The organism is Pseudonocardia hispaniensis (genome assembly GCF_042658695.1).
Taxonomy (GTDB): domain Bacteria; phylum Actinomycetota; class Actinomycetes; order Mycobacteriales; family Pseudonocardiaceae; genus Pseudonocardia; species Pseudonocardia hispaniensis.
Genome location: NZ_JBHSQW010000030.1, coordinates 1 through 19,628 on the forward strand (window position 1 = coordinate 1; position 19,628 = coordinate 19,628).

The 19,628-nt window shown below is 64.3% G+C and carries 12 protein-coding genes and 1 pseudogene; 3 read left to right on the forward strand and 10 right to left on the reverse strand.

The genetic code is table 11. The features are described 5' to 3' along the window. Positions 1-213: pseudogene (locus ACFQE5_RS13890) on the forward strand (hypothetical protein); the annotation flags it as partial. 506 nt (positions 214-719) lie between these two features. On the opposite strand, the gene ACFQE5_RS13895 reads toward ACFQE5_RS13890, so the two are convergent. Beyond that, the gene (locus tag ACFQE5_RS13895; RefSeq protein WP_379585326.1) at positions 720-1,091 is read right to left on the reverse strand and encodes a sulfate permease; all 372 of its coding nucleotides are present in this window, start codon (positions 1,089-1,091) and stop codon (positions 720-722) included. A gap of 197 nt (positions 1,092-1,288) precedes the next feature. Between ACFQE5_RS13895 and dprA the strand changes: the two genes are divergently transcribed. Next, entirely contained in the window at positions 1,289-2,278 is a 990-nt protein-coding gene (dprA, locus tag ACFQE5_RS13900; RefSeq protein WP_379585327.1) for a DNA-processing protein DprA, read from the forward strand. Between the two features lie 21 nt (positions 2,279-2,299). Here the strand turns inward: dprA and ACFQE5_RS13905 are convergent, their stop codons facing one another. The 4 genes from ACFQE5_RS13905 to mobF all read right to left on the reverse strand — a co-directional run bounded on the left by ACFQE5_RS13905 (position 2,300) and on the right by mobF (position 11,210). Next, positions 2,300-3,379, reverse strand: a complete 1,080-nt coding sequence (locus ACFQE5_RS13905; RefSeq protein ID WP_379585328.1) for a hypothetical protein — start codon at positions 3,377-3,379, stop codon at positions 2,300-2,302. Beyond that, positions 3,379-5,625: a sensor histidine kinase gene (locus ACFQE5_RS13910; protein WP_379585329.1), complete on the reverse strand. Its 2,247-nt coding sequence runs from the start codon at positions 5,623-5,625 to the stop codon at positions 3,379-3,381. The genes ACFQE5_RS13905 and ACFQE5_RS13910 overlap by 1 nt, the downstream gene beginning before the upstream one ends. After that, the gene (locus tag ACFQE5_RS13915) at positions 5,622-7,454 is read right to left on the reverse strand and encodes a DNA cytosine methyltransferase (protein ID WP_379585330.1); all 1,833 of its coding nucleotides are present in this window, start codon (positions 7,452-7,454) and stop codon (positions 5,622-5,624) included. The genes ACFQE5_RS13910 and ACFQE5_RS13915 overlap by 4 nt, the downstream gene beginning before the upstream one ends. 147 nt (positions 7,455-7,601) lie before the next feature. Then, on the reverse strand, positions 7,602-11,210 hold the full coding sequence (mobF, locus tag ACFQE5_RS13920; protein ID WP_379585331.1) for a MobF family relaxase: 3,609 nt from the start codon (positions 11,208-11,210) through the stop codon (positions 7,602-7,604). A 287-nt stretch (positions 11,211-11,497) separates the two neighbouring features. Here mobF and ACFQE5_RS13925 point away from each other — a divergent pair, with 287 nt between their 5' ends. After that, positions 11,498-12,589 (forward strand): DNA cytosine methyltransferase, encoded by a 1,092-nt coding sequence (locus ACFQE5_RS13925; protein WP_379585332.1) that lies wholly within the window; start codon positions 11,498-11,500, stop codon positions 12,587-12,589. 11 nt (positions 12,590-12,600) lie between these two features. Here the strand turns inward: ACFQE5_RS13925 and ACFQE5_RS13930 are convergent, their stop codons facing one another. The 5 genes from ACFQE5_RS13930 to ACFQE5_RS13950 all read right to left on the reverse strand — a co-directional run bounded on the left by ACFQE5_RS13930 (position 12,601) and on the right by ACFQE5_RS13950 (position 19,547). Then, a complete protein-coding gene (locus ACFQE5_RS13930) occupies positions 12,601-14,346 on the reverse strand; it encodes a DUF262 domain-containing protein (protein WP_379585333.1) in 1,746 nt (581 codons plus the stop codon). 63 nt (positions 14,347-14,409) lie between these two features. Continuing rightward, entirely contained in the window at positions 14,410-16,980 is a 2,571-nt protein-coding gene (locus ACFQE5_RS13935; protein WP_379585334.1) for a DEAD/DEAH box helicase family protein, read from the reverse strand. Further along, positions 16,973-18,649 (reverse strand): Eco57I restriction-modification methylase domain-containing protein, encoded by a 1,677-nt coding sequence (locus ACFQE5_RS13940; RefSeq protein WP_379585335.1) that lies wholly within the window; start codon positions 18,647-18,649, stop codon positions 16,973-16,975. Before ACFQE5_RS13940 ends, ACFQE5_RS13935 begins: the two co-directional genes overlap by 8 nt. Further along, positions 18,646-19,290, reverse strand: coding sequence for an N-6 DNA methylase (locus ACFQE5_RS13945; protein WP_379585336.1), 645 nt, complete (start codon positions 19,288-19,290; stop codon positions 18,646-18,648). Before ACFQE5_RS13945 ends, ACFQE5_RS13940 begins: the two co-directional genes overlap by 4 nt. After that, a complete protein-coding gene (locus ACFQE5_RS13950; RefSeq protein ID WP_449301275.1) occupies positions 19,287-19,547 on the reverse strand; it encodes a helix-turn-helix domain-containing protein in 261 nt (86 codons plus the stop codon). The genes ACFQE5_RS13945 and ACFQE5_RS13950 overlap by 4 nt, the downstream gene beginning before the upstream one ends. Positions 19,548-19,628: the final 81 nt, after the last annotated feature.

Here is a 19,628-nt window from a genome sequence, read left to right on the forward strand (position 1 = left end):
TCCGGCGTCCCGCTGGAGCAGATCTCCCGGCTCATCGGGCACAGCGGGACCGCGGTCACCGAGGCCGTGTACCGCAAGCAGTTCAAACCCGTCCTCGACGAGGGCGCGACTGCGATGGACGACCTGTTCCCGCTGGCCGGTAGTCACTCAGTTAGTCACTCGGGGGACGACGACCCCGGAGACGAGAACAGCCCGGAACACTGTCCGGGCTGATCAGGAAGGGTGGACCTGCGTAGAGAGTTTGAGAACCCCTGCCCACCCTTGAAAACCCTATCCTTGCGCAGGTCACGCGGCTTCTACAAGCAGGACCGGCGTGGGTCGAGGCCGACCGTGACGGACGTGCGGGGTCGGATGGTGCGGTCACTTGAGATGGCTCAAACCCTTCTGCGGCCAGAGCAGGTCGACGATCTGGTGGCCGAGTATCGGTCGGGAGCGACGCTCGTCGAGCTGGCGGCGCGGTTCGGCGTGAACCGCCGAACTGTGGCTGCCCACCTGGTTCGTCGGGAAGTTCCGATCCGACGCGGAAGTTTCGACCCTTCCCGCATCCACGAAGCAGCCGACCTCTACCTCAGCGGGTTGACGCTGGTAGAGGTCGGCGTGAAGGTTGGGGCAGGGCCTCAGGCTGTCCGGCGGGCTCTCGCATCGCACGGCATCGTGATCCGGCCTGGCGGTGGGCGTCGGTCTCGGATCGACTCGTCCCTGGTCGCAGTCGGGTGATTCTAGGCGTGCAGTACCGGGACGCGAGTGTCTGCCTCGGCGGAGGCTTCGCGGCGCTGATGGCGACGGATTGCGGCCTCGTGCAGGCGTGCGCGGACGAGCAGCACGATGCTCACGGGTCCCATGATGATGAACTTGAGTGCGTTCCAGCACGCCCCCAGCACGATGAGGTGTAGCCAGCCGGGACCGCCGTCGGCGACCGCGGCGGAGCAGGCGTACGCGATCAGGAAGTACGGGAGAGCAACCAGCATCGCGGGTAGCCCCCACTTGAGTCCGCGTCGGGTGCGGATGGCTGCGAGCAGTCGGTTGCTCGGCATGTAGCGATGCAGGTAGTCGCGGGTGCGAACGCTGAGCGTCCAGATGAAGCGAAACATGACTGGCCTCTCGTCACACGTGTTTCTCCGTCGAGGAGGCAGAACGTGTATGAGTGCCCGAAGGCCGTCCCGGAGGACCCGCAATATGAGGAGAACCTGCCTGAACCTCCACTGTACGCCGGGGGTGGCCTTCGCGGAACCCCTCCGGCTCCCGTGTCGCCGCGTGCACCTCTCTGTAGGAGTGAGAGGAGCCGACGATGACGAAGCTGAGCGAGTTGGTCCAGGACGAGCGCACAGCACGGATGGCGCTGTCGATGATCGTCGAACCAGACGACGCCGTGACAGGCCGTCTCCTGGGCGAGGTGGGAGCGGTTGAGGTGCTCCGGCTCGCTGAGCGTGACGATGGGGTGCCGGGCCTCGGCACCGTTGACGCACGGGTGTGGCGCGCCCAGTTCGAGCGCTCGGACGCTCAGACACACTCCCAGCGCATCGTCGAAGCCCAGCGCATGGGTATCGGAGTGCTGATCCCTGGCGACCAAGATTGGCCGTCCGCGCTCGACGATCTTGGTGATCGGCGACCATACGTCCTGTGGACTCGTGGCGCTTCCTCGTTCCTGGCGCGACCGCTTAGCGAGTTTGTCACGATCACCGGCGCCAGGGCCGCGACTTCCTATGGCGAGCACGTGGCCGGAGAACTGGCTTCCGACCTCGCCAACGCTGAGCGGGTCGTGGTTGCGGGCGGTGCGTACGGCATCGAAGGAGCTGCCCATCGAACGGCCCTGGCATCCGGTGGCGACACGATCGCGGTCATGGCGAACGGCGTTGATCGCCCCTACCCGATGGGTCACCGCGAGCTACTTGAGCGAGTGGCGGACCTCGGCCTCATGGTCAGCGAGGTTCCACCAGGTGCCGCTCCTACGCGCCACCGCTTCCTCGCTCGCGCACGCCTGATGGCCGCGCTCTCCGCAGCAACCGTGGTAGTTGAGGCCGGTGCCCGCTCTGGATCGATGGCGGTCGCCCGGCGCGCTTACCAACTCGGCCGCGTCGTGGGTGCTGTTCCTGGCCCGGTGACCAGCGCAACGAGCGTCGGGCCTCACCACCTACTCCGCGAGGGCACCGCGAAGCTGGTCACGTGCGTCTCTGACCTTGTAGATCATCCTGAGCGTCGCCCGGTGGGCGGACCTCCGATTGGTTCAGCAGTACCGAGCGTGTCCTCGCCGCGGTCCGACCCGCATCGAGCAATGTGACGCCAGTAGGCGAAAGGTAGATCAGTCCGTCGTGCTGCTGGAGAGCAGGCGGGCTTGGACCAGACTGACATCGAGGTCCGGCACACCGATTCGGCCACGGAACTGACTGTGCTGTACGAGGAGCGCCTCAGAGAATGGACTGGCTAGCGAAGCGACAGGTTCCATCGCTCCGAGCTCATCTACCGCGACGGCCCGGACGTTCTCCAGATCGAGTACCAATTCGGGGATGTCCCTGAACCCTGGGAGATAGTAGTAGCGTCCCTGAGTCGCCTTCAGCACGTTCCGTTCCAGCTCATTCCAGGCACCCTTCGACTTCGCCTCAACCCACTTCTGGTACCGAGCGTTCGACTCCAGCAGATCGGCGCGCGCGAGGAGAGCGAACTTAACCTTGTCTTGGGCAAAGTCGCACGCCGGCGTGAGGGTTACCCACCATCCTTGGTCTGACGCGCGGAGAATGTCACCTGGCGCACGTCGCGCCGAAGCAGGTGGGTAGACGTAGCGGTGACTCGGGTGCGAGGCGCTGGCCTCTTCTCGCCGGTCGTCGAGGATTCGTGCGAGTCGGCTTAGCAACACCTGGGCGATGTCCGCAGATTCGCCGTCTACGACGTACTCAGTCCAATTTGGAGCGAGCTCGTTCCACATGTGCTCGGTTAGCACCGACGCGACATGCTGCTCGATCTCGTTGATCGTCACGAGCGCCCGGCTGGCGACCGCCGCAGCGATGGCGGCGGGGAGCTTCTCGGTGTCCTCCTTGGTGACAACGGTGACGAGCGGTGGCATCTCCTCGTGCGACACCTTTTCCGGCAGGGCTGTCCAGAAGACGATCGGAGCGAATCGCGCCTTCTTGATGTCGAGGTATCCAGCGTGCCCAGCCGTGTCGTCTTCTGGCGTGGAGGCGGTGGCATCGCGTCGGACGTCTAGCACTACGACATCGCTCTCACCGTCGCGAACCTTCTGGAACCCTTCGTCGAAGTCAGTGACAACGAGAACCTGGGCCTCTATCTCATCGCTGTCTTCGAACGCCTCTTCAATCTCCCGCTGAGCATCCGCTGCGAGTGCCGCTTGGTCCTCGATGATGAGGATTCGTACAACCTGTCTCACTACACACGCCTCCTGAAGGTGGCCTCGAACGTTGCACCATCGAGCGCGCCCTCATCAACTAGCGTGAGTTCTCCGGCGTAGATGTCTTCTACGAGGTTGCCCACGATGCTCAGTCCAAGTCCGACGCCATCAGGCTTGCTGGAGAAGTAGGGATCGAAGATGTGGTCACGACTCTCGGAGGGAACACCCGGTCCCGAGTCACTGACGACCAGGGTCAGCGACCCGTCTTCGTTCGTACGAGCGCCGGTGACGACCTTTCGCTCGATCCCCTGGGGCTGGGTTGCGGTCCAGTAGATCGCGTTCTGGATCAGATTCACGAGGACGGTCAGAAGCTCCGCCTCGTCGAGTTTGACGGTGATGTCAGCGCCATCACCTACGAGTTGCACGCTGCGATCATCAGCCTCTTGCTGGAGTATCGAGATCGCACGGTCGATGACTTCACTGACACTGACCTGCTTGGGGCGGCCTCGCTTCCGTCCGCCGAAGGGCTCGATCTGCTTGAACAGCGAGGATAGGAGCTCGGCCTGTTCGGCGGTGTCAGTCATTGACCCGAGCGCGATGCCGACCTTCTCGCTGTCATTCAGGCTCGTCTTGTTGAGGTCTCGGGTACCGAAGCGTGCGATGTTCTTGAGCCGGGTGACTACGGTACGTCCATCGTGAAGCACTCGGTCGATGAGCGCTCCGAGAGTGGCAAGACGTGAGTACCGAGAGAGGACGTTCTGGACCTGTGTGACGCCTTCCTGGATGTCGCGGTTCTTCTCGTCGATGAGGCCATGTAGCCGCTTGTCGCCCGGGTAGCTCTGCTTCAAGGCAGCGCTGATCTCGCCGAGGTCGAACCGTTCGAACAGGCCCCCCTTACGTTCCGGCTGCTCCTTCTTTGGGTGTCGAGCACCGTAGCGGCGGCGTTCGAGCTGATTGAGCGCAGCCCGCACCAGGTACTGAAGATCGGCGTAGCCAGCCCCGGCGAGGATGCCCTCGCGGTTGGACTGGTCTTTGAGGCTTTCGTTCGTGTCAGCACCGATGAAGACGTGACCGATGATCTGATTATTGGACAGCCGCAGGGTCGGACTCTGCACGCGTCGCAGGTCGAGCCCGAGCCAATCGTCTCCGCTCTCGCCGAACGGCAGGACGCGGAACCCGTCGCGATAGATGCTGACCCCTGCAACCTCGTCCATCGTGTCCCGGAAGCCCTTGAGGTCACTGGCGCTTGGCGCAGTGTTTTCGGGGTTGGCGGCTTGGAGTGATCTCTGAAGTGCGGTCTTGTCTCGGTCCCAGACGCTGATCTCGAAATCGAACGGGCCAGCCTGCGGGGGGCGGCTTTCGAGGTCCCAGAGTTGCATCACGCCGATGTCCTGAGTCTCCGGCGGGTCCTGTTGCTCGTAGTGGAGCGTTGCCGATCCATTGGCATCGATCGAGCCGCTCAGGCGGTAATGGGGGGTCCGCAGGTCCGCCGGCGGCTCGATAGCACCTGCGAGGTCTTCCAGCGAGTCCCCTACCTCCGCAAGTTCGAGCACAATCTGGAAGTCCGGCTCGGTAGATTCGCTTGTCGCCGAGCCGACGCCTGAGCCCTGCGGACGCGGCCGGATGAGACGGGTGAGTGCCGTTCGAAGCTCAAGAAGGTCATTGCGAGTCCACTCCCGAGAGAGCCGGTCGATCTGGAGAACCGTGCCTCGTTCCTGATGCCATCCGTCGCCGTCGAGCTCGCTGAAGGCTGCATATGCTGCTCCCTCAGCTGAGAAGACATCCGGCTCGCCGACCTCCCAAGCGACCTCGATCTCGTCGAGGTACGCATCCTCCCGGTCGAAGTCCGTCCAATCGATGAGGAGCTTGACCTCGGCAGCGTTCTGCTTCCTCGTGGTGAGGAGCATCTCCTCGCCCAGGCGTGCGGCAGCAAGGCGTCCGATCCCTTTCTCGCCAAGAACACGCCTCCCGCTGTCACTGTGTGGCTTCCGCCGCTTGGTGTCGGTGGCGATGTCGAGCCAGGATGTCTGGAGAGTTGCGGCGTCCATGCCGTGCCCGTCGTCCCAGACTTCGATGCTGCCCTCGCCCGCCTTCAACGGACCGCGAAAGCGGATTAGGACAACACTGGCGTCCGCGTCGTAAGAGTTCTTGACCAACTCGATGAGAGCAACCTTGTCGCTGCTGATGAGGTCACTGCCGAGCGTCCTGAGAAGTCGCGCTCTGGGGCGCAGCGCGCCCCGCCCTGCCGGTTCGCCGTCGTGATCCTGGTTCGCAGTGCTTGTCACGAGGCACACTCCTCGTAGTCCTCGTTCGGCGCTGCGACGATATTGGACGCGGTGCGCGCCCGCGCTTCGGCGACGGTGATGCCGCGGATGGCGCACATTCGCAGCGATGCCTCATCTCCCCTGGACACGAGTTGCGCCAACGCGACCTTGATATCGGTTCGCAGGCCGGTGTGATCGTCTGGAAGGTTCATCAGGAGCGCGACGACCTTGCTCACATGGCCGTTGACGACAAGTTCATCCGAGCCTTGAAGCAGTGAGTAGAGACGACGTTGGGCCTCGCCGAGCATCGGCTCGACGTGCTCGGGCCAGCCCTCGTCGTCATTGTTGCGGAGACACTCGCGGAGTGCTCGCATGGTCTTCTTGCGGGTAGCGCTGAGCGTATGGACGTCGATGTGCTGGAGTAGATCGAGTGACAGGTCCTGGGCGCCGCGCAGCGGCGTCATCAGGGTCTCAGCGGGGGCGGCCGGCATGCGGTGAACGTCGAGCAGCGATGCGACGGCGGCAGCGGCCCGAGTCATGTCTGGGCCGGGATAGCACCACCACTTCACGGCGCGCTGTTCTTTCGCCCACTGAACGAGTAGCTCGCGTATCGCTGGGAGACGCGGAGCTTCGCTGCGCGGCGAGCTCAATGGGAGGATCGCCTCGGCGACGTGCCTGCCCAGGTTTGGTGGAACGGCGTTGCCGATCTGCCTGAACGCGTCGCTGCGGGTTCCGGCGAAGCGGAAGTCGTCTGCGAAGGTCTGGATGCGCGCGGCTTCGCGGACGGTGAGAGTACGGTGCTCTGCGGGATGGATGTACCAGTAGCCGTCTTTGGCAATGTGAGCCGTGATGGTTCTGCTGAGGTCGTCCCAGTCGAGGCGCTTGTACTTATCGTTGAACGTATCCGAACGGTAGCGACGAAGCCGTTCGGGGAGGTCCGAGTAGAGCGTCGATGGGGTCATCAACTCGAAGGCTTCCCGATCATCGTCGCGGACTGGCCGAGTCATGTGATCGTGGATAACGTCCTTGTTCCCATCTCCGCGGAGTGCCTTGGCGAGCGTGCTGGAGGGTTCGCCCGTGTAGCGCAGTTCACGGGCGCCCGTCGTGTCGTCGAGCGTCGGCAAGTCGGCGATAGCGTCACGCACCGTTGGCCGGGTCGTCGCTGGTTCTGGCCAGGCTGGGAGTGCCCCGTCATTGCGTGCCTGGAGGATGAACCGTTTGCGGTGCTGCGGCACTCCGTAGCGCCACGCATCGAGGAGCCGGTAGTCGACGATGTACCCAGCCTTTTCGAGGAGCATGGCGATCTCGCGGATGACGGTGAGATCGTCGCCGATCGCCATATCCGGGACGTTCTCCATGAGCACGGCGCGAGGGGCTACCGCAAGGACAACGTCGATGAACGAGCGCCAGAGTTCCTTCCGAGCATCTTCCTCATCGCGGACGCCCTCGTTGATGAGGCTTCGAATCTTTGCTCGCCCCGCCCGGCTGAATGGCTGGCACGGAGGACCACCTGCCACGAGATCGATCCCGAGTGGCTTGAGTCTCTCAATGAGAGCCGCCACTTGGCCCTGATCGGACATGTCCACATCGAGGGCAAGCCCGCGGAAGTTTGATTGATGCGTCTCCAGGGCAGCGCGGTCGTGGTCTACTGCTGCGATGACGGTCCAGCCTGCCGCTTCGACACCCGCCCCGAGTCCACCAGCACCGGAGAACAGGTCGACGGCGAGCGGTCGCCCGGAAGCCTTCTCCTGCGCACACCACTCTTCGAAGCCATCGTCCTCGGGAGCATCTGGATGTCTCGGGAGTGTGAGCGGCACTGAGCGCTCAAGCTTCACTGCGTACGTTGCCAAGCTTCAGCGCTCCTTCCCGTCTAGACGCTCACCTCCAGGAGAACACAGATTGACGTTCTCGCAGCGTGCAGGCTCGCCGAACCGACACGTCACCTCAGTCCATCCTAGCGACGCGAGCGGTTCCGCGTCGGAACATCCCGTGGAGGGTCACAACGAGATGCCGGGCACCTGATTGCCCGGTGCTCGACCTGCTGGCGGTCGCTCTGCTCTGCCTTCCAAGGTTCGCATCTGTTCGAGTGCTGCTCGTGCTCGGGCGGCGTCGATCTTCTGGGCCGCTGACTCGGGTGGGGCGCCGAGGGGTGCGTCGTCGATGATGCGGTAGCGGTCACGGTAGGCGGCGATCACGCGTTCGGACTTGCGCCAGGTCGCCGCTCGTCGCCGGTCGGTGGGCGCTGCTCCCAGAGCGTTCGTCCACGGTGTGCTCTCCGTGAGCGCGGCTTCGAGTACAGCGTCGGCGCGTGCCTCGATCAGTTCCTCTCGCTCGTCGAGAGCCGCTCGCATCTCAACGTCGATGACGCCGTGCGCCGATGGGATGAGGCCGGCGATGAGGCGCGCTGGCTTGCGAGTCCTGCCCGAGCCTGCGGGACGGGCGGTGGCCCGCTCGACGCGGTAGTGGAGGACGGCGGCGATGTCGTCGGCGTCGCCGAACCCCCTTGCTGCAACCAACCGCGGCAGCAGCGCATCGACATCGTGATGGTTCGCCTCGGCGCGGCGGAGTTCGGCGGAGAGTGGGCCGAATGCCTCGGATTCGATGGCGCTGTCGGCCTGTTCTTCGGTGAGTCCGGAGCTGCGGATGAGGGTGGCCCAGCGGTCGTGTTGGGCTGCGGCGGCGATGGTCTCGTACTCGGCGGCGAGCTGGGCGATCGAGCCCCACTGTTCCTGCTCGGCAACGATGGTCTCGTGGGCCGAGAGTTCGGCTCCGCTGTGCTGGAGCACGCCGTAGAGCACGCTGCGTGCGGTCGAGTTGGGGTCATCGCCGGGGTGCGGCTCTGCATGGTCATCGGCGCGATCAAGGGTGACGTAGGCGCGGTTGGAGTGCCGGCCTCGGGTCATCGCGACGTAGAACGTTTCTCTGGTCGAGGTCGGTTCGACCAGCACATGCGCCGTGTCAGTCGTGACCCCTTGCGCACGGAAGGTGGTCACTGCGTAGCCGAGATCGACACTCTCGGAGACATACGAGGCTGGAAGGATGATGCTGCCGCCGAACCTTCGCCCACGCTTCCGTACTGCGATGGTCCCATGACGGACAGTGGTACCGACCCCGTGGTCGCGCGCGATGGTGAGAGTCCCGTCGTCGCCGACGGCGGTGACGGTCCAGACATCGCCGTTGCGCACCCAGTCTCGTCCGGTCGTGGTGCGGAGTCGTCGGTTGTTGAGCCGCGTGATGATCGTGTCGCCGACCCCGGCGGCGGTGCCGTCGCGCAGTTCGACCTCGCGGTCGGGGTTCAGCGTCTTGTTGTGGATCAGGTCGGCGCGGGCGCGTTGGTTGAGGGTGGTCACGTCTTCGTGGGTCTCGGCGATCAGCACTGAGACGAGGCCCTTGTCGCGGTCGGCGCGCCAGGCGTTGTAGGCGGCATCGGTCATGGTCTCGGCGTCGCCGCCGGTGATGCGCTGATGGGCGAGGTAGGAGTCGATGGCTTGGGTGCGTCCGTGGCGTAGCTCGAGTGAGGCGGTCTTCTCCCAGGCGTGGGTGAAGCGGTGAACGTCGACCAGTTCCGGGGTGTCGTCCCGGTTGTTGGCGATCATCGCGAACGCGCCGCCGGCGTCCACGGATTGTAGCTGGGCGTGGTCGCCGACCAGCAGTACCTTCGCCCCGGCGTCCTGGGCGAGGTGGGTGATGCGGTCCAGGGACAGGGTGCCCGCGAGCGAGGCTTCGTCGATGATGACGAGTTGCCCCTTCTCGAAGGTGGTGCCGTGCAGGAGATGGTTCTGCCACCACTTCGCCGTGTTCTCGGTCGCGATCCCAAGGTCGTCGGCGAGCACCTGGGCGGCGACCGCTGACGGCGCGAGGCCGACGACGGAACCGGAGCCGTGCTCGGCTTCCCACGCCCGGCGGAGCGCGTTCATGGCGGTGGTCTTGCCCGCTCCCGCTGGGCCGACGAGGACATCGATCATCCGTCCCGACACCGCGATGCGGATCAGAGCGTCGGCTTGGTCGTCACCGAGCAGCCGCCCTTCGGGGTCGGCGCGACGCGTGATTTTCTCGACCGTCGCAAGTGCCACCGTCGGTCCGGCCAGGTTGCTGGCGCGTTCGAGCAGCCTGTCCTCGGCCGCGAGCTGCGTCTCTGAGGTGAACACGGTAGATCTCTTCGGCCGGAACACCGAGGTGCCGTCTTCGCGGCGGAACACAGCCGGTGACGTAGCGAGCTCAGGTGGCGTCAGCCGGAGGGATACCTGTTCGGCGGCGTCGGCGACCATCGCGACGACGGCTTCTCGGTCTTGCATGGTCGCGAACCGCCAGCCCATCGTCTGCCTGGATGCCTCGGCCATGAGATTCCACCGTCGCCAAGTGGATCGCTTCTCACCAACCACCTCCACAACCGAGCGCCCGATCTCGCCGATCACGTCGAGCGGCACGTCGTCGGCGCGAAGCAGCAGCGGCTTGTCGTTGTCGGTCACCTCGCGCGCCCACATCGTCGCGTCCCGGCCAAGAGCCTTCGTAGCGCGGGCTCGCCACTCGGCAGTGAAGTCGGCCAGGGACCGGACCAGTTTCTCGGGCCGAGTGGTCAAAGTTGCCTGGGCGCGGAGCTTGAGGATCGTCGCGTTCGAAGGCTGGCGACCGTGCTGGGCGACGTACTCCGTGATGAGGCGGTCGGTCTCGATGTCGATGTGACGGGCACGGGTGGAGAACTCCGCGACCAGTTGCTCGGGCACACCGGTGATCGCCCAGGCCGGGTTCTTGTCGCGGCCCATCTCGCGGGCTTCCCAGGAGACCCCGAAGGTGCGGGTCATGTGGTCGGCGAACACGGCTTCGTGGAGCTCGGAGAGCGCGACCACGGCGGCGTGTATCGGCCTGCCGTCGAGTGAGCGCCACTTGCCGTCGAAGGCGGTCTTGGCCTTGTTGCTGATGACCACATGCGTGTGCAGGTGAGGGTCGCCGGCGCGGGAGTCGAAGTGATCGAACGCGGTCGCGATGAGCCCGGTGACATCGACCTGGGCAACTGCACCGTCTCCGGCGGTTGCGCCGGTGCGGGTGGCTGCAACCTCGCGCTCCATGAACGCAACCACCTCCGCAACCGCCCGATGATGCGCCTCACCGATCAGCGCTTGGACCCCAGCGTCCGCAACTGCCCACAGCACGCTCGCGGACTTCGGGATCGAGAACGTGAAGTCGAAGCCCGCCACGGCCCGCCGGGCTCCCCGCGCGGTCTCCTCGGCCACGATCTGAGCGACCGCTTCACCCTTGACGCCAGGTGTCATGGACGTTTCGAGGTCGGCAATCCGGGACTCGATCCGCTCCGGCGGGGTCTTGTAGTTCGGGAATGCCAAGCCGAGTGGGTTGCCGGTGATGGGGTCTCGCCCCATGCCGATCAGGAGTTGGAGCTGTGCCTCTGAAACGCGGTCACCGACGGAGAGTTCACCGTGCCCCAGTGCGCCGACTCCGGCGCCAAGCCAGCGTCCGGGAGGGGTTCCGGCCTCCGCGTAGTAGCGGGTCAGGGGCGTTGATAGCGACCGGTCGCCGTCGGCCGCCACGATCGTCTTGAGCAGGTACTTGTAGCCGTCTCCCGCTGACATGACGCGCATCGAAACAGTCATGTTCACCTCCCGTCTATGCCGGGCAGGTGAGCACCCCCGTCCGGTGACTTCTGCGGTGATGGAGCCCTTTCCCCTCGACCTGCAAGAGGCGTGTGGCCTCAGAAGGAGGCCCGAGCGGAGGCCAGATATGGAGGCTTCTGCGGCAGATGCGGCGGCCTGTTGGAGTTCGTCGGGTCGGTTGGTGACCAGCGGCGTGTCGGAGTCGTGCACCTGACAGGTGACCAGCTCGGCATCGGTTCTCGACGAGGCGCGGATGTCGGGGACGACTGTCAGCCGGAGCGCTCTTCATGCACGAACTCAACGCCAGCAGCGATTCACGACTCAGAATCGGGTCGCTGTTCAGCGGCTACGGCGGCCTCGACCTCGCCGTCGAGCACGTCTTCAACGCTAGAACGGCATGGTTCTCTGAACTCAACGAGCCAGTCGCCCGCGTCTTCTCCCGCCACTGGCCCGACGCGCCGAACCTCGGCGACATCACCGCTATCGACTGGCGCCAGGTTGAGCCCGTGGACATCCTCATCGGCGGCTTCCCCTGCCAGGACGTGTCCACCGTCGGCAAGCGCGCCGGCATCGCGCCCGGCACCCGCTCGGGACTGTGGGCACACATGGCCGCAGCGATCGACGCGCTCCAGCCCGAGTGGGTCGTCATCGAGAACGTCCGCGGGCTGCTGTCCTCACCCGCGACCCGGCCACTGCCAGAAGGAGACGACCATGACCAACGCAACCCCAGTGACGCAACCCCCGACGACGCAACCCTTCGCAGCATGGAACCCGACCCGTGGCATCTGGGAGACAACGCAGCTCGACCTCTACGGGCTCTCGGCGCCGTTCTCGGCGATCTGGCCGACCTGCGGCTGGATGCGCGATGGATCGGTCTACCGGCTTCCCTTGTCGGCGCTCCTCACCACAGGCTCCGCATCTTCATCCTCGGCCACCGCACGCTTCCGCACCCCGCTGGCAACCGACTCCTCACGCGGCGGGGAAACCCTCGACCAGGTGCGAGCCCGGCGAGGGACGATCGCACTGTCGCACCAGATCATCGACTTCGTACTCCACGGACCGGCTGGTTCGCCGAGCAGGAGAGCCGAGTCGGAGACGCTGTGGTCCCTGATAGACGGACTGTTCAACGCTGGGGACGCTACGCCGACGCCATCACCCGCTGGGAACACATCACCGGACGCCCCGCGCCTGCGCCAGCCCTCCTGAACGGCGCCGATGGCCCCCGCCCAGCACCAGCATTCGTCGAATGGCTCATGGGCCTACCGACCGGCTGGGTAACCGACAGCGACGAGTTGACGCAGAACCAGCAGATCACGGCACTTGGCAACGGGGTGCTACCGCTCCAGGCCGTGACCGCGCTTTCGCTGCTCACGGCCTAACCGGGTGGCGACTACGCGGGTGGCTCGTCCGCTGGTGTGCCCGGTGTCGTCCCGAGAGCGGCGAGGAGACGGGTCCGGATGCGCTGCTTGCGCTGTTCGAAGAACGCAGTGAAGTCGCCGAGGTCGAGCGGGAGTCCGTCGAGGTCGTTCTCGGCCAGGTACGTCGCCCGCTTGTCCTCGCTGGGGAACGCGGCCTCGATCCATGCGGCAGGGAGGCTGTCTTGCTTCTCGATGTTCGCGGTACCTGCGAGGAGCTGGAGATTGGGCAGGAGGTTCACGACCGCCAGGTAGTCATCGATCTTGTCGGCAGGAACACCTGCCTCGGTGAGCTTCTTCTTGGTGAAGCGCGACTTCGGGAAGATGTGATCCTCGTGGAACTTCTTGCTCAGGTCCAGCCCGGGATACAACACTGAGAGAACTGAGAACGTCCGCTGGCCGGCGTACTTGAGGTTCAGCAGTTCATCGATCTCAGCGTTGTCGAACGCGAGGCTCTTGCCGACCGCCGCCATGGCCTCCTCGACCGCTGCTACCGGGAAGCCGCCCTCCGCGTTCGTGCGGAGGACATCGCGGATGCGGGTCAGGAGGGTGTCGAGACCCGATCCCCAGATGCCGCGCTTGACGAGTGAGCGGGTCACCCATCGTTGGAGGGCCAGCCTGTCGGCCGCGTCCGCAGTGGAATCGAGATAGGAGTCGCCCGCACCTCGCAGGTGCAGGTAGTGCGCCACGGGCACGATCACGCTGTTCGCTGTCAGGTTGCGCTCGTTGTACCCGAACTGCTGGAGCAGGGTGGCGGCTCGGAGCAGGGCGCCCTTGATCTGAGGCCAGGCTGCCTCGACCTTCGCCATGTTCCCTTGCGTGAAGTTGGTGACCTTGAACCGCACATCGACATCGGCGATCGTCAGCGCCGTCTTCAGCGCAACATCCTTCGAGAAGGAGAACTGTCGCCCGGCGTTGCTGTTGATCTCCGACACCAAGGAGCGGACCTCTTCTCGGGCATCCAGCTCTTGCCACTGGTTCGTCGCCATCGACAGCAGCAGGTCGGAGTACGACAAGGTGGTCCCGCCGCTGTTGACCCGCACGAAGATTTCCAGCACCTTGTCGGCATCCTGATCTGTGACCAGGAAGTAGTTCATCGGCTTCAAGACACGTACAGCCTCGTACAGGTCGTAGAGCCGCTGGAAGGCGTCGGCCGAACCTGCGATCCCACGCTGCTCCAGTTCTCGCATGATCGCCGGGCCTGCGTTGGCGAGGTCGAGCACCGCCCCGACACGGAACCACTTGTTGGCCTCGCCCTCGGCAGGGGCTGCCTCCCGGTCCGTGAGGAACCGCAGGTCATACTTCGTCCCCAGCTCCTCGTCGTCGGGCTCATCAACGAGGTTCAGATAGAGGCGCTTGACGGGGAAGGCATCAGCGCTGTTCCACCACGCATATTTCTTCTTCTCCGCGTAGCTGCCGTACAGGGCAATGTTCAACGAAGTGAGGCGCTGCTGCCCATCAAGGACAGCGGTGGTGCCGCTCCCGGAAGGCACCGTTGCCTTGTCTGCGTAGGGGTTGTCCCGCTCGTGATAGTTCGTCAAGAACTCGTAGAACGTGTACGACTGGGCGGTCTCCGGCTTGACATCCCAGAGCAGGAACGAGCCGACCGGGTACCCGCGCATGAGGCTGTCGACGAGCTTGGTGATCTGGTCGGCACCCCAGACGAACTCGCGCTGGATCGCGGGCATCAGGTACTCGCGCTTGTGGATGGCGGTGAGCATCTCCTCGATGCTGCGCGGAGTCTGGAAGGACATGCTGTATCTCTCGGTCAGGCTGGCAGAAGGTCAGGCGATTGTCTCGTCATCGATGGCGACCACGGTGTCGTAGAGGCCGTAGTGGCGCAGACCCTTGTGGGACTCGATTCCGGTATAGGACAGGGACGAGTCTTCGTAACGGCGGAACGCGAAGACAGCCTGATTCATGTGGGTGGCGTTGAAGACGCCGAGGTTGACGAGGAGGTGAAAGTCCTCAACGGTCAGCCCGGTGACGGTTCGGAAGAGCCCCGGTTCGAGCTTGGTGATGACGTCCTGGAGAGTGTTCTCACGGAAGTCGGTCAGGTACATGAATGCCGGGATTCGGGTGGCGAACTTGACCAGCTTGTCCTGAATCTGTTTCCGCTTGGACTTGTACTCCTTCTCCTCGGCGGTGAGTTCCTTCTTCTCCGCCGGGGTGGCGTCTTCGCCCTTCTCCTTCTTGGCCTTCTTCACCGCGTCGCTCTTGTTCACGACGGTCTCGAAGATGTCGTTGCCGAGCGCGCGGAAGCCCTCGATGTTCATGACGGCGTTGAGAGCGTCGGGGTTGTTCATGATGCGGCGCAGGGTGTCGTTGTCGACGTTGACGAGGATCGCGGACTCCCACTTGCGCGCGAGCAGCGTTGCTGAGGTGCCCGACATGGCGATGTCAAGGATGCCGCCAGCATCGACCTGGGTCATGTTGGAGCCGTCGTAGGCGAGAACAGGGAGGAACTTCACGAGTTCCTCAACGGCTTGCTCTGGGTTCGGTGTCTCTGGGGAGAGCCCGGCGCCGTAGTCGGCGATCTGGCGCAGTGCGCGGGTCGGGGCGAAGTCGAAGACGAAGCACACGGGCTTGAGGACGGCCTCGGCGTTCGGGTCGTTGCCGTCGGGGTTCTTGATGGACCACGGGGACTGGACGCGGAACGCGGCTTGGAAGTACGTCTCGGGCGAGTTCAGGTTGCGCAGCATCAGGATCGAGGACCACTGCTTGACCGTGACACCCGTGGTGAGCTTCCCGCAGGACAGGGTGATCGTCTTGGTGTCGTGGCCGTCGGCGATCGCCTGCCTCACCGGCGGGAGCGCGTCGAGCCCGATGCCTGCGCTGGGGCCGGCGACGACGAGGACCTCGTAGTCGTGCCAGAAGGCGTTCTGCTTCTCGGCCAGCAGGTTCGCCATCGCATCGCACGCGGCGACGTTCGGCAGGAACCAGAACGAGTGCTGGAGGTATGGCAGGAGCCGGACGTCGGAGTATGGGAATGGCGGGCGGGTGCCCATCCGCATCGCGTCGACCTGGGTGGGCAGGTGTGCTCCACGGATGATGTCGAGCCACTTCTGCACATCGGTCTTGTGGACGAACTCGGCGCCCTTGCCGGTGCCGGTGGCCTCGAAGAAGGCGTTGAGGTCGAACTCGTCGAACTCGCCCTGGTTCGCAACGGCGATCAGCTCGTCAGGCATCTGATAGGTGAACAGGCGCATCTCGGGCAACGCGCCGTACGGGTTCCAGGCGTCGGGATGGGCCGCCGCGTAGGCAGCCTTGGCGCGCTGCTCGTCGGTGTAGGTCCAGTTGAAGATTTGCTCCTCGATGAACTCGCCCGTCGCGAGCGCCTTGAACGGGGTTCCCGACAGGTACAGGTAGGCGCGGGTGGTGATCGGCAGGAAGTCGTCCTCGTCGTTGCCGAGCTCATCGAGCTCCTCGTCGAAGGCGACAAGACCGTCGTGATACTCGGCGGCGAGCTCCTTCTGCTTGACCTTCTCGTCCTCGCCCTCGAACAGCTCCTTCGCGGACTCGCGCCAGGCACCGAAGTGGTACTCATCGAAGATCACGAGGTCCCAGTTGGTGGTGTGGACCCACTCGTTCTTCGCCTTGATGAGCCCCGTCTTCCGGTCGCGTCCGAGAAGGTCCTGGAACGACCCAAAGTAGACCAGCGGTCGCGTCTTGTCTGCATCGTCGGGACTACCGCCCGTCGCTGAGGAGAGGTACTGCCATCCGTCGAAGTCTGCGTGAGACTCCAGATCGGTCTGCCATGCGTCCTCGACCGCGGGCTTGAAGGTCACCACAAGCACACGCTTCGCGCCGAGTCTCTTGGCAAGTTGATAGGACGCGAAGGTCTTCCCGAAGCGCATCTTCGCGTTCCACAGGAACCGGGGCACCGCTTGAGCGTCCTCCGCCCAGATCGACTCGTAGTAGCCCTCCGCCTTCTCAACGGCGCTGGCCTGCTCAGGGCGCATCGGGAACGTCTCGTGATGAGTGCCAGTGAGCTTCACACCGGTACGCAGCTCGGTGATCGCCGTGAGCACGTCCTCCGGGGTGCACCGCATCCACTCACGGGCCGAACCAAAGATCGGGTTCTCGAAGCCCTTGTCGATCAGCCGCTGGCGCACGTCCGAGTCCCGGAAGAGCGACCCGTCGTCCCGTTCCGCGAGTTCATCGACATGCAGCGTGTACGCCTGCTGCATCTGACCCTGAGACTCGCGGATGCGTGCGTTCACGTCCGCCTTGGTTGTCTGCCCTACCTTGAGCAGCCCCGCGTACCCCGCCGGTGGATCGTTCGGCGACCACGCATAGATGCGCAGCCGAGCCGTCGGCCTCTCGGGAAGAAGCTCGTCGAGGTCTCTACTCATCTGCGTCTAGGTCCATCGGGCGCACAACCTTCTCAATGAAGTCGATCTCCTCGTCGGTCAGGCCGTACTTGGAGTACAAGTCCGCGTCCGTCCAGCGGTGCGTCCACTCCTGCTTAGGAACGAAACCGTAGACCTTACTTGTCACGTGTTGGGAGGCCTTGCGAAGCTGGATCAGCAGGCGAGGCAGCCGGCATGAAAGGTACGACAGCGCGCTCTCAGCTTCGCGTTTGGAATCAAACGGACCAAGGCACAGGTACGTCTCCGATGAGATCGTGCCAGGTTCGCCCAGAAATGGGGTACTGATGACTCGATGCGGGTACGAGTCCTTGTTTCCGGTGCCGGGAGCCGCGTATCCGACGAAGACCTTCCACTTGTCCACCAAGCTGGCGCCGGAGGGAATAGCATCTCGCGAAATGTAGCCCGGGGCACCGTTCTGGTAGACCAGCACATCACCAGCACTGCGAGTCGACTTGCCGCGGAACGTTGTCTCCAGACCGAACGGCTTTCGCGAACTGACCAATTCCTCGAACCGCTGCTCGGCAGGTAGCGAGAGACGGCCGTCTGCACGGCCAGTGTCGGTAGCCACTACCTTCTTGAGAATGGAAACGCCCTCGTTGAACCGAATAAGGATGTCGGCACCCTCTTCGAGAAGCGGCCTTCTGGCCTTCGAGTCCTCCCAGCCTTTGAAGTGCGTCGTGACCTCACATTCGCCGGGGTGGTCACGATCCCAGAGGAAGTAGTTGACGCCGCCCTTGAGTCCGACACCGGGAAACACGTCCGCCGCACTGAGGTAGTCGTCAATCGAACGCAGGCGGCCATCGGCAAGCATCGATTCCCGAAACTCGTCCAGTCCCTTCCCTCCGGCAAACCATCGTGAGGGGATAACCATCGACAGGAAGCGAGGGTCAAGCTTCTTAGCCTGTTCGACGAACAACTGGTAGATCGGCGCGGCGCTCGTGCCGTGCCCACCATCGCTCAACTGGTAGGGCGGGTTGCCGATGATGACGTCGAACTGCATGTTGTCTCCGAACAGCTCGGCGATGCGAGCCTTGATGTCGTCGGTATGGATAAAGGCGTATGCGTGTGTTTCCAGGTCGTCGCCGCGTGCGTAGTCGTCTTCGCCCGCACCGCAGTAGATGCACTTACGGTTCGTGTAGACCGTGATCTCTTCACTGGTCAGCGGGTCGGCCCGAAACTCACGCCTCCCGCCACCCCAGGTGTGCTCGGTGCGCTCGAACCAGACGTTGCCGTCTTCGGTCGTGAAGGACTCGGCGACCGAGTGCGGCCCGTTGGCGAACTTCGAGCAGTACACGCTGCGGCGCGCCAACAGCGCGGTGAGCTGGGTGATCCCGATGCCGAAGACTTGGCGGGTGAGGATGTGATCCACGCGCTCCGCCAAGTCTGGAATCGTCAGGATCAGTCCATCGGTAAGCCGCCGGACGATCTCGCGAAGGAAGACACCGGACTTGGTGAACGGGTCAAGGAACGTCACGTCGGGGTTGGCCCAGATGTCCTCACCATCGTTGGCATCCGCCCACGCAGCGGCCAGCGTGTCGAGCATTTGGTTCGCGAACTCTGGTGGAGTGAAGACCTCATCGTTCGAGAGGTTCGCGATGCACGTCAGGACATCCGGGTTGTGCCCGCGCAAGGTGAAGGGTGCAAGGGTCACTGGGCTGCCTCGGCGATCTGGCGAACAGTCATCATCGGGTAGGTCTGCGCAGGAACGAAGAGATCGTCGTCGTCCAGTTCACCGAATAGCGTGCCTTCGTAGGAGGCGCGCTGCGTGAGGTCGTCGTAGCGGAAGTCTCGCCTCTGAAACTTGCCCTTTCCGATGTACCCCCACTCCGGGAAGGTGATCGGCCTCCCGCTCGGCACTGTCATGGTCAGCGCGTCTCCCTGGACGATGTTGACCTCTAGGACTGCGCGTGCTGCCTGTGCCCACTCGTCGTTGTCGTCGATGCCCAAAAAGGTGTTGAACACTTCGGCGAGGTTGTGGCGGCACTCTCCCGCGTTGTCACTGAGGAGTTCGATGCCGTAGGTGCACATGAGTGCGAACAGGGCGTAGTGGCGCTTCTCGAACTCGCTCTTGCCGTGGCGGAGCTGCACGGTGACCAGCTTGCGAGCCAGCACGGGGACGAGGAAGTTCCCGGAGCCGCAGGCGGGCTCCAGAACGCGGGAGTCGATCCGCTCCGACTCGTGCTTCACCAGGTCGAGCATGTCCTCAACCATCCACCCGGGAGTGAACACCTCGCCGTGGTCGGCGACACGCTGCTTGGACTTCACCAGTCGCTGGGCTTCGCTCAACGTCATCCGCGCGCCTCCTCATCTGCCTCGTCGCCATCAGGGTAGGGCTGACCACTGACAACCGCTGCGGCTATCGAGGGCTCTGCGTCGCTGGCTGCAGCACCTGCCCTGACCCATTCGTCGATCTCGCTGGCTTGGAACTTCCAGAGTCGTCCGACCTTGTGGGCGGGCATGGCCTTCTCGGCGATCCAGGTGTAGACGGTGTCTTTGGTGACCCCGAGGTGGGCGGCAATGTCGTCTGCGGACAGCCACGGCTCAGCCACGTTGGTCCTCCCTCGCTCTATGGCCCAGGCAGGCCAACACTCCCAAGGATACCGGCGGAGGTGCGGCTTGAGTCGGGTTTC

Excerpts from the sequence above, each read along its gene's own strand:
- ACFQE5_RS13930 (WP_379585333.1), bottom strand. The coding sequence starts at position 14,346 with ATGCTCACCGCCATCCACAAGCGCGAGTACCTGATGCCCGCGATCCAG.
- ACFQE5_RS13895 (WP_379585326.1), bottom strand. The coding sequence starts at position 1,091 with ATGTTTCGCTTCATCTGGACGCTCAGCGTTCGCACCCGCGACTACCTG.
- mobF (WP_379585331.1), bottom strand. The coding sequence starts at position 11,210 with ATGACTGTTTCGATGCGCGTCATGTCAGCGGGAGACGGCTACAAGTAC.
- ACFQE5_RS13935 (WP_379585334.1), bottom strand. The coding sequence starts at position 16,980 with ATGAGTAGAGACCTCGACGAGCTTCTTCCCGAGAGGCCGACGGCTCGG.
- ACFQE5_RS13925 (WP_379585332.1), top strand. The coding sequence starts at position 11,498 with ATGCACGAACTCAACGCCAGCAGCGATTCACGACTCAGAATCGGGTCG.
- dprA (WP_379585327.1), top strand. The coding sequence starts at position 1,289 with ATGACGAAGCTGAGCGAGTTGGTCCAGGACGAGCGCACAGCACGGATG.
- ACFQE5_RS13945 (WP_379585336.1), bottom strand. The coding sequence starts at position 19,290 with ATGACGTTGAGCGAAGCCCAGCGACTGGTGAAGTCCAAGCAGCGTGTC.